This window comes from Paraburkholderia sp. GAS348 (assembly GCF_050434205.1).
Lineage (GTDB): Bacteria > Pseudomonadota > Gammaproteobacteria > Burkholderiales > Burkholderiaceae > Paraburkholderia.
Genome location: NZ_JBNPVT010000009.1, coordinates 104445 through 118814, shown reverse-complemented (window position 1 = coordinate 118814; position 14370 = coordinate 104445). Strand labels below are relative to the sequence as shown.

The 14370-nt window shown below is 62.4% G+C and carries 14 protein-coding genes and 1 pseudogene; 4 read left to right on the top strand and 11 right to left on the bottom strand.

The window, feature by feature from the left end:
- Window positions 1-27 precede the first annotated feature (27 nt).
- The 4 genes from P3T22_RS17510 (at window position 28) to P3T22_RS17495 (ending at window position 5044) form a co-directional block, all read left to right on the top strand.
- Window positions 28-1251: an efflux RND transporter periplasmic adaptor subunit gene (locus P3T22_RS17510; protein WP_429325605.1), complete on the top strand. Its 1224-nt coding sequence runs from the start codon at window positions 28-30 to the stop codon at window positions 1249-1251.
- Complete coding sequence (locus P3T22_RS17505) at window positions 1248-2804, top strand: efflux transporter outer membrane subunit (protein ID WP_429325604.1); 1557 nt, start codon at window positions 1248-1250, stop codon at window positions 2802-2804. The genes P3T22_RS17510 and P3T22_RS17505 overlap by 4 nt, the downstream gene beginning before the upstream one ends.
- 78 nt (window positions 2805-2882) lie before the next feature.
- Window positions 2883-3569: a heavy metal response regulator transcription factor gene (locus tag P3T22_RS17500; protein WP_007176723.1), complete on the top strand. Its 687-nt coding sequence runs from the start codon at window positions 2883-2885 to the stop codon at window positions 3567-3569.
- Entirely contained in the window at window positions 3566-5044 is a 1479-nt protein-coding gene (locus tag P3T22_RS17495) for a heavy metal sensor histidine kinase (RefSeq protein ID WP_429325603.1), read from the top strand. The genes P3T22_RS17500 and P3T22_RS17495 overlap by 4 nt, the downstream gene beginning before the upstream one ends.
- Here the strand turns inward: P3T22_RS17495 and P3T22_RS17490 are convergent.
- From P3T22_RS17490 to P3T22_RS17440, 11 genes and pseudogenes are all read right to left on the bottom strand, one after another.
- Window positions 4986-5282 (bottom strand): annotated as a pseudogene (locus P3T22_RS17490) (hypothetical protein); the annotation flags it as partial. The gene P3T22_RS17495 and the pseudogene P3T22_RS17490 sit on opposite strands and share 59 nt — an antisense overlap.
- Complete coding sequence (gene dinB, locus P3T22_RS17485) at window positions 5186-6334, bottom strand: DNA polymerase IV (protein ID WP_429325602.1); 1149 nt, start codon at window positions 6332-6334, stop codon at window positions 5186-5188. The pseudogene P3T22_RS17490 and the gene dinB, both read right to left, overlap by 97 nt.
- A 92-nt stretch (window positions 6335-6426) precedes the next feature.
- Window positions 6427-6579 carry a hypothetical protein gene (locus P3T22_RS17480; RefSeq protein ID WP_429325601.1) on the bottom strand — a complete coding sequence of 51 codons (153 nt, stop codon included), beginning with the start codon at window positions 6577-6579 and terminating at the stop codon, window positions 6427-6429.
- 66 nt (window positions 6580-6645) lie between these two features.
- Window positions 6646-7275, bottom strand: a complete 630-nt coding sequence (locus tag P3T22_RS17475) for a methyltransferase family protein (RefSeq protein ID WP_429325600.1) — start codon at window positions 7273-7275, stop codon at window positions 6646-6648.
- Window positions 7276-7341: 66 nt separating this feature from the next.
- Window positions 7342-8415, bottom strand: coding sequence for a TadG family pilus assembly protein (locus P3T22_RS17470; RefSeq protein ID WP_429325599.1), 1074 nt, complete (start codon window positions 8413-8415; stop codon window positions 7342-7344).
- Between the two features lie 3 nt (window positions 8416-8418).
- A complete protein-coding gene (locus P3T22_RS17465; RefSeq protein WP_429325598.1) occupies window positions 8419-8862 on the bottom strand; it encodes a TadE/TadG family type IV pilus assembly protein in 444 nt (147 codons plus the stop codon).
- A gap of 8 nt (window positions 8863-8870) precedes the next feature.
- A complete protein-coding gene (locus tag P3T22_RS17460; RefSeq protein WP_429325597.1) occupies window positions 8871-9797 on the bottom strand; it encodes a tetratricopeptide repeat protein in 927 nt (308 codons plus the stop codon).
- Window positions 9794-10756: a type II secretion system F family protein gene (locus P3T22_RS17455; protein WP_429325596.1), complete on the bottom strand. Its 963-nt coding sequence runs from the start codon at window positions 10754-10756 to the stop codon at window positions 9794-9796. Before P3T22_RS17455 ends, P3T22_RS17460 begins: the two co-directional genes overlap by 4 nt.
- Entirely contained in the window at window positions 10753-11730 is a 978-nt protein-coding gene (locus P3T22_RS17450; RefSeq protein ID WP_429325595.1) for a type II secretion system F family protein, read from the bottom strand. Before P3T22_RS17450 ends, P3T22_RS17455 begins: the two co-directional genes overlap by 4 nt.
- Window positions 11727-13136 (bottom strand): CpaF family protein, encoded by a 1410-nt coding sequence (locus tag P3T22_RS17445; protein ID WP_429325594.1) that lies wholly within the window; start codon window positions 13134-13136, stop codon window positions 11727-11729. The genes P3T22_RS17450 and P3T22_RS17445 overlap by 4 nt, the downstream gene beginning before the upstream one ends.
- On the bottom strand, window positions 13136-14353 hold the full coding sequence (locus P3T22_RS17440; protein ID WP_429325593.1) for an AAA family ATPase: 1218 nt from the start codon (window positions 14351-14353) through the stop codon (window positions 13136-13138). Before P3T22_RS17440 ends, P3T22_RS17445 begins: the two co-directional genes overlap by 1 nt.
- Window positions 14354-14370 lie beyond the last annotated feature (17 nt).

Sequence of the window (14370 nt, the reverse complement as noted above, 5' to 3'; positions counted from 1 at the left end):
GATGGCTGACAGAGATGGCTGACTGAGATGACCGAAAAAACTCATGCATCGCTGGCGATTCCCGCCCGAGAGACCGAAGGCGGCCACGCCTTGCCGCCGCGCAATCGCGAATGGAAGCGCGCCAAAATCGCCATCTGGATCGTGCTGGCGCTGCTCGCCGTGGGCGCGTTGCGCACGGTGATCGCGAATGTTTTACAAAACCGCTCGGTCGCCGAAACGACGCAGCAGAACGCCACGCAGTATGTGAGCGTGGTGAGTCCGACGCAAACGGAAGGCGGCGGCAACACCTTGTTGCCGGGTACCTTGCGCGGCTACGTGGAATCGCCGATTTACGCGCGCTCCACGGGTTATCTGCTGCACTGGTATGCCGATATCGGCGCGCGCGTGAAGCAGGGGCAACTGCTCGCCGATCTGGATACGCCGGAAATCGATCAGGAACTCGCACAGGCATTGGCGCAGCGTCAGCAAACCAGTTCGAGTCTCGGCCTTGCCAAAACTTCGCTGGAGCGCTGGCAACAATTGCGTCAGCGCGATGCGGTTTCGCAGCAGGAACTCGACGAACGGCAGAGCACGTACACGCAGGACATCGCCAACCTCGCCGCCGCCGATGCCAATGTACAGCGCTTGCGGCAACTCGAATCCTTCAAGCGCATCGTCGCGCCGTTTTCGGGCGTGGTCACGCAGCGTAATGTCGACGTCGGCGACCTGATCGACGAGGGCAGCGGGACGAGTCGCGCGCTGTTCGCACTGGCGCAATCGGATCCGCTGCGGGTCTATGTGCAACTGCCGCAGGCGTACGCGCAAAACGTCTCGGTCGGACAGAAGGTCGTGGTCACGCAGGCCGAATTGCCGGGTCAGCAGTTCCACGGCACGATCACGCACATCTCCGGCGCGATCGACGTGCCGACCCGCTCGCTGCAAATCGAAGTGACCTTGCCGAATCCCGACGACAAGCTGCGGCCCGGCGCGTACGTTCAGGTGGCTGTGCCGGCGGTTGCCCATGCGCAATTGATGGTGCCGGGCAATGCGTTGCTGTTTCGCGCCGAAGGTCCGCGGCTCGCGGTGGTCGATGCGAAGGGTAATGTGGCGTTACGCAAGATCGTGATCGCGCGGGACCTGGGGCAGTCGCTCGAAATCGAAAGCGGGATCGAGGCGAACGACAGGATCATCATCAACCCGAGCGATTCGATCGCTGACGGCGATCACGTGCAGATCGCGCAGCCGCGCAAGAGCGGCAAGGGGGCGTCGTGATCGCGAAGCAGGCGGGCGCTTGCCGGGCACTGACGGCGCTCACATCGCTAACGGCGCTTGCGGCCACCGCGAGCGCGGCCTTGCTGGCCGCGTGCACAGTCGGCCCGGATTATCAGCGGCCGCAAGCCGAGGTGCCGCCGGCCTGGCAAACCGATTCGTACTGGCGCGTCGCAGCGCCTGCGCATGCGCCGATCTCGCTCGACTGGTGGAGCGGCTTCGGCGATCCGACACTCGGCACGCTGGAAACGCAGGCGCTCGCGCAGAATCAGACGCTGGTCGCGGCGAGCGCGCACTACGCGCAGGCCAAGGCGACGCTGACGAACACCCGTGCGCAGCAGATTCCTGAAGTCGATCTGGCGGCGACCGGGTCGCGCTTCAAGATTTCGCACGACCGCCCGCTGACCAACTACGGCACGCCGACCGTGTCGACGGTGCAGAACAATCTGCAACTCGGCCCGTCGATCAACTACGACACCGATCTATTCGGCCGGATCCGTCGCGAGGTGGAAGGCGCCGCGGCCTCCGCGCAGCAGTCGGCCGACGACCTCGCCAACGCACGGCTGGTCCTCACCACCGATCTCGCCACCGACTATTTCTCGCTGCGTGAACTCGACGCCGAGATCGACGTGCTGAATCAATCGGTGAAACTGCAGCAAAAGGCGCTCGATTACGTCACGACCGAGCACGATCTCGGCTCGGTGTCCGGGCTCGACGTGTTGCAGCAAAAATCGCTACTCGATTCGACACGTGTGCAGGCGCAACTCTTGCTGAATCAGCGCGCGCAGTTTGAACATGCGATTGCCGCGCTGGTCGGTGTGCCTGCGCCGCAGTTCGCTATCGAACCCAAAGTGCTCGACACGCAGGTGCCGGCGATTCCGCTTGGCGTGCCGAGCGACGTATTGCAACGCCGCCCGGATATCGCATCGGCAGAGCGTGCGATGGCCGCGGCGAACGCGCAGATCGGCGTCGCCAAGGCGGCGTTCTTTCCGAGCTTGACATTGACGCCGGGCATCGGCTGGGAAAGCACGCAGTTCGCCAGTCTGCTCAGCGCGCCGACACTGGCGTGGACGCTTGGTGCAGCTGTCGGCCAGGTGCTGTTCGACGGTGGCCGCCGTGCGGCGAACGTCCAGTTTGCGAGCGAAGGTTATAAGGCGACCGAGGCGAACTACCGGCAAACCGTGCTCAACGCGTTCCAGCAGGTGCAGGACGGCATCACAGGCCTGTCGGTTCTGGACGGCGCGGCGAAGCAGTCGCACGAGGCGGTGACCGATGCGCAGCATTTGCTGGCGCTCGCCAACGACCGCTATTCGGGCGGCCTGGTCGCCTACCTCGACGTCATCACCGCGCAGCAGTCGTTGCTCACCAGCGAGCGTCAGGACGTGCAGATCCACGGCCAGCAGATGACCCTCTCTGTTTCGCTGGTGAAGGCGCTGGGCGGCGGCTGGGATGCCGGCACGGCCGTATCGGATGCCCAGCCGCCCAGCAACACAGCGGGCGCAGCGAACACAGCGAACACAGCGGACACGCAGGAGGCGATGGCTCCCGCGAAGTGAGCCGCCCGGCAATGACACGGCCAGACAGGAAAGAGCAAAACGAGGCGTTTCGTATAATGCAGAGACAAGGGGACGCGCATGAAATTGCTGATCGTTGAAGACGAGCATAAGGTGGTGGACTACCTGCGCTCCGGTTTGACAGAGCAGGGCTGGGTCGTCGACGTCGCGCTCGACGGTGAGGAAGGCATGCATCTCGCTACCGAATTCGATTACGACGTGATCGTCCTCGACGTCATGCTGCCCAAACGCGACGGCTTCAGCGTGCTGAAGGCGCTGCGCATGCGCAAGTCGACGCCGGTCATCATGCTGACCGCCCGCGATCATGTGAACGACCGCGTGCGCGGTCTGCGCGAAGGCGCCGACGACTACCTCACCAAACCCTTTTCCTTTCTCGAACTGGTCGAGCGGTTGCATGCACTGGCGCGCCGCACGCGTTCGCAGGAGTCGACGCTGATTTCCGTGGGCGATCTGTTCGTCGATCTGATCGGCCGGCGCGCCACCCGCGACGGCGTACGTCTCGATCTGACCGCCAAGGAATTCCAGTTGCTCAGCGTGCTGGCGCGCCGCCAGGGCGACATTCTCTCGAAGACCGCCATTACCGAACTCGTGTGGGATGTCAACTTCGACAGCCATACGAACGTGGTGGAAACCGCGATCAAACGACTGCGCGCCAAACTCGACGGCCCGTTTCCCTCGAAGCTGCTGCACACCGTGCGCGGCATGGGCTATGTGCTCGAAGTACGTGAAGAGGCGGAACAATCATGAACCGTTCTATCGCGCGCCGCCTGGCGGCGATGTTCGCGCTTGTGGCGCTGTTCGTATTCACGCTGGTCGGCACCGGGCTCTTTATGGTGTTGCGTACGCAACTCGAACACCATCTGCGCGAATCGCTCGACGATCGCACCGAGATCGCGCGCATCATCGTCTATCACGCGGTGACGCCGGAGAAATGGCGCATGGCCCGCGAAAAACTCACCGACATGATGCCGCACGACGGCAGCACCGTGTATTCGGTATCGAGCGACGATCCGTATTTTCACTATGGCAAGCCCGTCCAGGGGCCCGTGGTGTCGAGTTGGCAGGGCGGCTACGCGAGGGTTTCGCCGGTCGGCGGCGGCGCGGACATGCTGACCGTCACGGTGACGATACCCGCTTACGGCGCCCGTCCGCCCGTGCAATTGCAGGTTGCGGCCAGCTGTTTGCCCAACATCCGCACGATGCGCGTGTTCGGCTCGGCGCTCGCCGCGCTGTCCGCGTTGGGGAGTCTCGCCGTGCTGTTGCTGAGTTATTCGGTCACGCGGCTGGGTCTTGCGCCGTTGACGCGGCTGACGAGAGATGCATCCGCGGTAAGCCCGAATAACCGCTCACAGCGCCTGAATACGGCCGCGCTGCCGCTCGAATTGAACGATCTGGCCAACTCCTTCAACGGCGCGCTCGAACGTCTGGACGGCGCATACGGCCGCCTCGAGTCGTTCAATGCGGACGTCGCTCACGAACTGCGTACGCCGGTGACGATTCTGATCGGCCAGACCGAAGTGGCGTTGACGCGCAACCGCTCGGTCGACGATTTGCGCCACACACTGCAATCGAATCTCGAAGAGTTCGAACGCATGCGCACGATCATCAACGACATGCTGTTCCTCGCCCGTGCCGACCAGGGCGAGCGCGCGACGGGTCTCGTCGAAGTGTCGCTGGCTGCCGAAGTCGCGCATACGCTGGAGTTTCTGGAGATTCCGCTCGAAGAAGCGCGCGTGCATGCGCAGTTGCGCGGCGATGCGGTGACGCGCGTGAACCGCTCCCTGTTCGGCCGTGCGTGCACGAATCTGCTGATGAACGCGATCCAGCACTGTGCGCCGGGCGCGGCGATTACCGTGACGATCTCGAATGCGGCGGATCAGTTGCGCGTCGCGGTGGCCAACCCGGGCGAGCCGATCGAGCCGAGTGTGCTCGAACATTTGTTCGACCGGTTCTATCGTGCGGAAGTGTCTCGCACCAATAGCCGTGAAAACCACGGGCTGGGTCTCGCGATCGTGAAGGCGATTGCCGAGATGCATCGCGGCACGGTGTCGGCGCAAAGCGCAAACGGAATCAACACGTTTGCGTTTTCGATTGCGGCGTCGAGTGTGGAAACCAGCTTGCCGGCGGCGCGCACGAAGGCCGGTGTCCCTGCGGAAGCAGCGGCTTGCGTACCGGCAACGGCCACACGCGCAACGGCACATCCGCAGGCGTCAGGATCGTGAGGCCGTCGGGCTTGTCGAGTTCGGAGCCGATTTTCGCCAGCAGCTTGTTCGGCGCCACGCAAATGGAGCAGGTGAGGCCGGTCGCCTGATTGACGGGGTGCTTGATGCGCGCGGCGATCTCGCGGCAGGAGGGGGTACGTGCTAGAAATCCAGCGTGAACTGCGGTGACTCGTAGCCTTTCTTTTTTTCCCCCGCGCGTTGCAGGTTGCTGGCCTTGACCCCTAACAGCCTGATGGATTTGACAAGTTCGACCCGTTTCAGGCACTGAGTCGCCGCGTTACGCAACGCCTTGGCGTCCGCAACAGGTTCCAGAAGCGTGACATCACGCGTTATCGTCTGGAAGTCATTGAAGCGCAGCTTGATGCCGATCTTTCGCGCAAGATAGCCCTTTCGCTGCAGATCTAGCGCCACCTGTTCGCACAGACGGGTAAATGCGGCACCTAGTTCCTGTCTGTGCCGCACGGCGTGCAGGTCTTGCTCGAATGTTGTCTCCCGGCTCATCGAGACAGGCTCGCTGTGTGTCACCACTGGCCTATCATCAAGACCATGAGAGACCCTGCGGAGCCACGATCCATAGCTTCGTCCAAAGTGTTCGACTAGCCATCGCTCGTCGCGTGCGGCAATCTCGCCGATGGTTGTTATTCCGAGAGACTCAAGCTTTGCGCTGGCCTTCGGGCCAATGCCGTTGATTTTGCCGGCTGCCATCGGCCAAATCCTGGACTCCAAATCCTCAAATCTCAGGATAGTGACGCCGTCCGGCTTTTGCATGTCCGAACACAACTTTGCCAGAAGCTTATTTGGCGCAATTCCGACCGAGCATGTGAGACTTGTCGCTTCGAATACAGCGGACTTCAAGTTGCGCGCAACTTTCTCCGATGCGTCATCCAGCTGAGAGACGTCGGCGTAGACCTCGTCGATTCCGACATCCTCGATGGTCGGACTAACTGACCGAACTGCATCCTTGAACAGACGCGAGTAGTTTCGATACAGATCGAAGTTTACCGGAAGGAGAATGGCATTCGGCGCTAACCGGGCCGCTTTCATCGCTGGCATCCCGGAATGAACGCCCAGCGCTCGCGCTTCGTAGGTTGCGGTCGTTAAGACGCCTCTGCCCGTATAGTCGCGTAACCGGGAGAATTCACGGGTGCCGTCCGGCATTGTTCTCGGAGCATCCGACCGACGGCCTGCAACAACCATTGCTTGGCCTCGCAATTCGGGATACTGCGACAGTTCACAGGACGCAAAGAATGCGTCCATGTCGATATGGGCTATGCGCTTATCATCTGGCATGCGTTAATAAATCACTAGCAATCAATCGTTTTGTCGGGCCAACGCGACGTTCGTGGGCGGCCTTTTGACATGATTACGCAAGTTGCGGATCTTTAGAAGAACAACGTCTCGGCGTGGTTCAGCCAGGACGCGCGGGCCGGCCCATTCGGAAGCCTGCGATACAGCAGGAACCCCAGCTGAACGGTCGGCAAGCCTTCGACGAGGAAGAGCCAGTGCCATTCATGCATGCCGGCCTTCCGCATCATCCAATCCAGTCCTGATGCAGCTCGCAGACAAATTTAGCCGCCTCGGAAAACCCGCAACGAACCGAGTTAAAACACGCCATGAACCAACCGGTAGCGCACGCGGCTCATGTACTCGCGATAAGTCGCGTCGTTCGAGAGCAATTGCTCTTCCCTCACGATCCGTACGATTTGCAGCGTCCACTGGACGACCAGGACGACGACATTGCGAACGCCGAAGTTGGCAACGAGAAAGCCGATGTCCGTGACCAGATAGCCCAGGTACAACGGATGGCGAACAACCCGATACGGTCCGGCCACGATGACGCCGCGATTGGCCGGCAAAAGACCGAACGAACGCCCTAGCGACCACTTTGCATAGATCTGCACCGAAACCCCGGCAACCTGAATGACTGCGGCCAGCCCTTCCGGAACCAGCTTGATGCCGGGTGTAATCTGGAACGCGAGAAAGTAAAAAGTTGCGCAGACGGTCACGACGAGGCTGAGCGGATTCCAGTCACGCTCGCGCGGGACGCGGGCCAACACGGCCAGCACGACGGTCAACACCTCTGCAAACGCGAAAACCAGCAGCGTGACCCGCGATGGGTCTCTCACGTATTGATGAATGCTCATGGCGACGAACAGGCCTAGCAGCGGCACGGTAAGCGCTCGCACAACGACTTCCGCCGTAAGTTGCGCGCGTGTGAGGGCCTTATTCATGGATCGGAACGGATCGTTGGTTCAGGAGCATCGCGGCTGGCGCCTGCGGTAGTGGAAGACATTGCGTCACTGCGCGAGACGCGGCGGAACATACGCCCCGTAATAAGGGCCACCCTGTCCGGCGCCGCCGGTCACTTTGAGATTCGTTATCAGATGGCCCTGGATGTATTTACCGCTGCCGCCGACTGCAACATCGATGTGGAAAGCGGCGAAACCGACAATCGTTTCTGTCGACGACGCCAGGCTCTGCACAACCGGTACCAGCACATCGACGTTGGCTGGAACCGAACTGTAAAGTGTCGTCTTGGCGCCGGGTTCAAGCCAGATGGAATTGCCGATGCTCAAGCCAGTCGGATTTCCGCTACTCATGAGAGCACGCATCGTCGGCACGTCGTTCGCATCCGTTGCAAATGATGTCCACTGTCCGCCCGAGCAGCTGCCGTAGAGCGAGTCGTTGGTGATCTGAAATGTATAGGCTTGCCCAGTCGACGGATCGATCGCCGGCGCCCCAGTCTGGGCATTCCAGTACAGGTCGAAAAGGCATTTGTCCAGCGCCACGGGGAACAAACCACCTGGCCCCACATAGCCCGGCGCCGAAACCACCGCCACCGCAGTCGCAGTCACGGCGGTGGTGTACACGCCGAAAAGGGGAGCAAAGAAAAATACCAGTTGCCCGCCATTCAATCCTGTCGCGCGCGAAACGGTGACTTGCACCGCCGGGCTATCGTACGCGCCGGGTGTGATAGTCGAAGACTGCATGCCGGCGGGAGACCGGGTCAAATTCCAGTAACCGCTCTGTACCGTCGCATTAGCCAAAACTATGTGATCCGAAGCATTGAGCTTGACAGCGCTGGCGGCAGCGGCAACAGCGGCGCTCCAGCCAGGCGCCGACGTTCCGGAAGACAGCGCGCTTGCTCCCGCGAGGGCGGCGGCATCCGCCGCGGTCTGCAACTGGTCCTGGGCGAGATAGTAGTGCCCGATATCCACTGAAAACGCTGCGAAAGCCAGCGCCATGAATACAAAAAAAACCAGCACAAAGCTTATCGTCCCACCCTGACGGCGACGCTGGGCAAGCCTGCTGGTGGCCCGGTTGTGTGTGACGCAAGGCGCGTGGCGCGCGGGAAGCATCGGGGTGGTCATGGCCTATTCGTAAATCATGACGGCTGTTGCATTCAGAACGACGGGGGCAACCAGGGCACTAAACTGCGAGCCGAGCAGCAGACCCTGATAGGTGTACGAAACCGCGACCTGAAGTGTGCTTCCGGAGGTCGCTCCGTTCGATTGCGTCACCGTGACGGTTGGCGAGGTTGCGCTCCCGCCAGAGACCAGGCTGTTCTGCGCGTAGGAGACTGTGAGGGAGGCGATCTGGCTCGTCGTCAGCGGTGGCACCTGGACTACGATGCCGGCTCTGGCGCCCGCACGGGCCGCGTTCGTAATGACGGCGTCGTCATAAAAAATCAGATTGACGTCGATGATTCCCACCAGAATCATGACCAGAAACGGCAGCAGAATGGCGAATTCGATTGCCGCCGATCCTCGGCTCGCGCGAGGCACCCGGCTTGCACGGTTAGGGTAGGGCATCGACATTCCGGGTTTCATCGCACGGTCATAGATGGATTCGTGCCGGACGCGGTGTCGCTCGACGTCGCGCCTGAGCCTGTCGACGCCGGCGTCGCCGGCCTTGCCATCCGGTCGCGTTGAATCTCATAGAAGCGAAGGTTGTCCTGTACGGAGGCTTTCGGCAGATCCTGTCCGAGGATGGCCGCCGCTGCTTCCGGATTGCCGAGCAGGCCGTACGCGAGCGCGAGATCCTGGCGCGCCTGAGGCGGCGCACCGGGATAGCGCGTCACGTCGAGCAATACATTCGCGCCGTCACGCGGATTGCCCCCCAGCGTCAGCGACAATCCAAGGTTGACGCTCAGGCCCGGATCGCCAGGGCTGGCCTTGAGCGCCTGCCGCAGCACGGCTTGCGCCGCGATGTGATCGCCCTTCAGATCGAGCGCCGCACCGAGGCCCGCTGAAGCGAGCGGCTCGTCAGGCTTCAGGGCCAGTACTTTTCGATAGATCGAGATCGCATCGTCAAAGCGCCGCTGACGAATGGCCACGCGCGCGGTGCCGATCATCGGCGCGGTCGCACTGGGGGCGCTCTGCAGTGCCCGCTCGTAGTAGACGGCCGATCGAGTGAAGTCGCCCACAGCGTAGAGTGTGTCGCCGAGGCCAGTCAGGCCGGCAACCGAGTGGGGGTCGGCGGCCACGACCTTTTCGTAGAGCGTCGTGGCCAGCTCCACGTTGCCCGAGTCGAGTGCCGTGCCGGCAATGCGAAGCTCGCCCATGCGGTCAGGCATCTGGTTGCGGGGCTCCACATGCGCTTCTGAGACGCGATATGTCGTCGTGCAGGCGCCCGCCGCGACAAGTGCGCCGGCGCAGCAGCAAGCCAGCCTGACAAGCCGTGCCACCCGGCGCACCGCGCGTCGGTGCGCCGCGAGCACACGAAGGTCGATTCGCAGTTCTATGGTTTTCATTGTTTGGCGAAGAACTCCAGAACTTGAATAACTGCCGGACCGGCTGCAATGACGACAACCGCCGGCAGAATGAACACCATCATCGGCAGCACCATTTTCGGTGCGAGCTTGGCGGCCTTCTCCTCGAGCCCAACGATATGGGCCAGTCGCTCGGTACGAGACAAGGTTCGCAGCGCCTGAGTGATCGGCGTGCCATATCGCATTGACTGTGTCAGCGCGGAAATCAGCGCGCGAATTGACGGCAGGTCGATCCGCTCGGCAAGCCCGCGCAGCGCACGCTCGCTGTCGCCGGATAATTTCAGCTCGTCGGCGGTCAGCGAAAACTCCTCCGAGAGCGGCGGGCAGATGGAAGCCAGTTCATTGGCGACCCGGCGAATGCTCACCGCCAGGCTGTTGCCGGCATTGGTGCAGATCACCAGCAGGTCGAGCGCGTCGGGCAGACAGGACGCCATGGCGCGACGGCGCCGTTCGGCAAGCAACGCGAGCACATATTCCGGGACGATCATCCCGACCATGAATACGAACACCATCAGGATTGCGCGCGCGGCGGCATAGCGGCCGACGACGGGCATGTGCGAACCCAGCATGACCGCCAGCGTCGCACACACAATGCCAAACAGGAACTTGACCGCGACCAGAACGGGAACGGCAAGTTTTCCGCGGTGACCGCCGCGGACCATCTGTCTGCCGAGTTCTGCGCGATACTTCGCGTCGAACAGCGGCAGCTTGTTCCCCAGCGTCGCCAGGCGTCGCATCAGCTGCGCGCGCAGTCTGGGATCGTCGCCATCCACGTCGACCGGCGCACTGTCCAGGCGCTGGCTGAATGCCGCCTCGCGCGCGCGTTCGGCTATCCTGCCGCGCCTGCCGCCGCGCTTCACGGCCCACCATAGCGCTAGCACGCCGAACCATGCCAGCAGCATCAGAAGGTTGAGCAGTGTCTCGAAGCTGGCTGGGCTCATCGTGAGGTATTGAGTTTGGACATCCCGTTGATCACAGCGATGCCGACCACGACTGAGATCGACGCGAACGTCAGCAGCTTCTGCCCGGTGGGCCGGTCGAACAGCACCATGACGTAAGCGCGATTCAGGCCGTACAGGCCAAGCATGATGACAACCGGAATGGCGGCTAGAATCCGGGTCGTGATCCGCGCTTCCGCGGTCAGCGCCTTCGTTTTCATGCGGATCTCGCCGCGTGTGCGGACAATGGCGGCCAGGTTTTCGAGCGTTTCCCCGAGTTGGCCGCCCGTCTCACGCTGCAAAAGCAGGCACACGCAAAAGAACGAGAAGTCAGTGACTTCGATTCGACGCATGGCCACCGCTAGCACTTCTTCCAGGTCGATCCCAAGCTGCAGCGCGTCGCCCATCAACCGGAATTCGTGACGAAGCGGCTCGGGACATTCGTTGGCAGCCGCACCGATGACGTGGGTGACAGGCACGCCCGCGCGCACCGCTCGCACGATCATGTCGATCAGGTCCGCGAAGCCATCCAGGAAGCGTCGCCGGAAGCGGGCGACAAGAAAACGATAGGCTTGCACCGCGGCAATGAGGGAAAGTGCGGGCGGCATCAACAGTTTGACGACGCCGGGAAGCGGCATGAAACGCGTCATTGCCAGCGCGAGGAGCGCACCAGCGATCGCGGCGCCGATCACGATACGAAGGCCGCTCGCACCGGCGACCGTCCTGATGCGGGTGATTTTTGGCGCGAGCCAGCGGCTGACGGCATTGCCGCGCCGGTTCACCTTGAAGAGGGACGCGTCAAAGCGGCCTGCAGCCGGGGCGAGCCCCCCGTCCTGAACCAGAAAAGATCGAAGCATGCGCGCCCTGATCCGCGCGTCGGGCCGGTTGTTTCGCATCTCCTGAACGGTAAGCACAAGCAGGCCGAGCAACAGCGCGCAAGCGAACGAGGAGAGGGTGACGAGGTCGATCGGCGTCATGGTGCCATGGCCTCCAGCAGCGCGTCTTCGACGCCGTAATAGGCGGCACGCTCGCAAAAAGCAGGTCTGAGCGCCGCCGTTTCGAAGACACCCTTGACTTCTTCGTTGTAGGCGCTCGCGTCGTACCGGAATGTGAAGAGATCCTGGGTGATGATGACGTCGCCTTCCATGCCGACCAACTCCGTGATGCGCGTCACGCGCCGCACGCCGTCGCGCATCCTTTCGATCTGCACGAGCAGATGGACCGCACTCGCAATCTGCCGCCGGATCGACATGAGCGGCAGATTGCCGTTCGCCATCATGACCATGCTCTCGAGCCGGGTGATCGCGTCGCGCGGGGTGTTCGCGTGGATCGTCGTCATCGAGCCGTCGTGGCCAGTGTTCATTGCCTGCAGGACGTCGAACGCCTCCGGCCCCCGCGTTTCGCCGAGGATGATCCGGTCTGGCCGCATCCGCAGCGCGTTGCGCACCAGATCGCGCTGGGCGACGCCGCCAAGCCCCTCCGCATTCTCAGGGCGCGTTTCGAGGCTGACGACATGCGGTTGCTGCAGCTGCAGTTCGGCTGCATCTTCGATCGTAATCACGCGTTCGCGATCGCCGATGAAGTGGGACAGCGCGTTCAGCAAGGTGGTCTTGCCCGAGCCGGTGCCGCCCGACACGATGATGTTGAGGCGGCACGTGCTGGCGAGCTTGAGAACATTGCTCATCTGCACCGACATGTTGCCCTGCTGCGCCATCCGATGCAGCGTGATATTGCGCTTCGAAAACTTGCGGATCGCGATACAGGCGCCGTGAATCGCCAGCGGTGGCAGGATGACATTGACCCGGCTGCCGTCGGCAAGGCGCGCATCGACCATCGGACTGCTTTCGTCCACCCTGCGGCCCACGCCGGCCGCGATGCGCTGTGCCACGTTGACGACGTGGGCGTTGTCGCGGAACTTGTACGGCGTCAGTTCCAGCCGGCCATGGCGTTCGACATAGACCTGATCGGGGCCGTTGACGAGCACGTCGGTCACGCTGTCGTCCGCGAGAAGCGGCTCGATCGGACCCACGCCGAACATGTCGTTGAGCAGTTCGCTGACAATCTGGCCCTGCTCCGAAATCGTGATATTCAGCCGCTCATGCGCAGCGATCTCCAGGACGAGCTGTTCGACGCCGGGTTTCATCTGCTCGCGCGTCTTCCCGACCGCGGCAGACGCGTTCATCGAGGTGAATACGCCATTGCGGATGATCCTGAACAGGTCCGAGCGGACCAATGCCTCGTTACCCTCCGCTAACGCCGGGCGCTCCGGCAAAGTCGCGAGCGCTGCGTCCGCCCGGACGGGAGGCACAGCAATTAGCCTCGCGCCTGTATCTGCCTGGGTCTCAAGGGCGTCTGGCTGGGGTGGCTGCTTTTGCCCGAACATCAGCGTCTCCTGATTCCGAGCTTCTGGAGAAACGTGCGCTCGGCGGCCATATGCTGGCCGGTGAGATCACTGCCAATACGCCTGATCGCCTGATTGAAACCGTTGGCCGCTTTTTCGTCGGGCGCCTCGCCGAGATTCTCGGCGATCGATACGGCCTTCACTTCGAACGGCACTTCATACAGGACGGTGCGTCCGACGGCCGCCATGAAATCGGCGGGCTGCACCTTGCCCGCGGTCACGGCATTGGGGCTATTGAGCAGCAGCGAAGCAGCCGGATTGTTGTCGCGGTCCTCGATGTAGCGCAGCAGGCGGACTGTCTCGCGTGCGGAATGCACCGAGCGGTCGGCAACGAGGTAGACACGCGATGCGTGGTTGAACGCTTCGCCCGCGAGCGGATCGGCGTGGTTTCCCACATCGAGCATCACATAATGGAAACTGTCGTGAAGCACCTCGAGCACGCGCTTGAGCGCGCCAGCCTGGAACGGCCTTGGGGCACCGTAGTCCAGTTCGGAAGACAGGACGAAAAGCCGGCTCCCCTTCGCGACGAGCGTGCGTTCCACATACTGCGGATCCAGCCGGTGCACGTTCTGCAGCACGTCCATCAGGCCGTTGTTGCTCTGGATGCCAAGCATGCTGTTCGCGGCGCCGCCGTACACATTCAGGTCGACGTAAGCGACCCGGCGATGCGTGTCTTCGGCCAGACGGCGGGCGAGATTCAGGCCGATGGTCGTGACTCCAACGCCGCCTCGCGATCCGACGAGTGCAATCGTCTTGCCGGCACGGTTCTGCACGACGGGATTGATCTTGCCCTCGGCGACGCTGACCGTCCGCTTGAGCAGTTCGACGGTCAGCGGCTTGACCAGATAGTCGCGTACCCCGAGCTTGAGCAAATTGCGAAAGAGCCCGACGTCGTTGCGCTCACCCAGCGCCACGACCTGAACCGATGGTTCGCACACTTCGGCGAGCCGCCCCAGGTCCGAGAGCGGCATCGCCGAGGCATGCAGGTCGACCAGCAGGAATAGTGGCGAGCGTTCGATCTTCGAGAGGTAGAGAATCGCGTCTTCTATACCGCCGATCGCCACGTGCGCGTGCGGCATCGCCTGCTCGAGCACATAGTTTTTTAGCACCTGTTCCGTGTTGTGATCCGCTACGAACGCAATGAAGTCGACGGCCCGAATCGCTGTCGTGCCTTTGCGGAAACTGAAATCTGTGCTCATGTTGACCTTAGGTGAGT

What these genes read in the sequence shown, in the direction of transcription:
- P3T22_RS17500 (WP_007176723.1), top strand. Translation starts at nt 2,883, where the DNA reads ATGAAATTGCTGATCGTTGAAGACGAGCATAAGGTGGTGGACTACCTG.
- P3T22_RS17465 (WP_429325598.1), bottom strand. Translation starts at nt 8,862, where the DNA reads ATGTCGATGCCCTACCCTAACCGTGCAAGCCGGGTGCCTCGCGCGAGC.
- P3T22_RS17455 (WP_429325596.1), bottom strand. Translation starts at nt 10,756, where the DNA reads ATGAGCCCAGCCAGCTTCGAGACACTGCTCAACCTTCTGATGCTGCTG.
- P3T22_RS17470 (WP_429325599.1), bottom strand. Translation starts at nt 8,415, where the DNA reads ATGACCACCCCGATGCTTCCCGCGCGCCACGCGCCTTGCGTCACACAC.
- P3T22_RS17440 (WP_429325593.1), bottom strand. Translation starts at nt 14,353, where the DNA reads ATGAGCACAGATTTCAGTTTCCGCAAAGGCACGACAGCGATTCGGGCC.
- P3T22_RS17445 (WP_429325594.1), bottom strand. Translation starts at nt 13,136, where the DNA reads ATGTTCGGGCAAAAGCAGCCACCCCAGCCAGACGCCCTTGAGACCCAG.
- P3T22_RS17450 (WP_429325595.1), bottom strand. Translation starts at nt 11,730, where the DNA reads ATGACGCCGATCGACCTCGTCACCCTCTCCTCGTTCGCTTGCGCGCTG.
- P3T22_RS17480 (WP_429325601.1), bottom strand. Translation starts at nt 6,579, where the DNA reads ATGATGCGGAAGGCCGGCATGCATGAATGGCACTGGCTCTTCCTCGTC.
- dinB (WP_429325602.1), bottom strand. Translation starts at nt 6,334, where the DNA reads ATGCCAGATGATAAGCGCATAGCCCATATCGACATGGACGCATTCTTT.
- P3T22_RS17475 (WP_429325600.1), bottom strand. Translation starts at nt 7,275, where the DNA reads ATGAATAAGGCCCTCACACGCGCGCAACTTACGGCGGAAGTCGTTGTG.
- P3T22_RS17495 (WP_429325603.1), top strand. Translation starts at nt 3,566, where the DNA reads ATGAACCGTTCTATCGCGCGCCGCCTGGCGGCGATGTTCGCGCTTGTG.
- P3T22_RS17510 (WP_429325605.1), top strand. Translation starts at nt 28, where the DNA reads ATGACCGAAAAAACTCATGCATCGCTGGCGATTCCCGCCCGAGAGACC.
- P3T22_RS17460 (WP_429325597.1), bottom strand. Translation starts at nt 9,797, where the DNA reads ATGAAAACCATAGAACTGCGAATCGACCTTCGTGTGCTCGCGGCGCAC.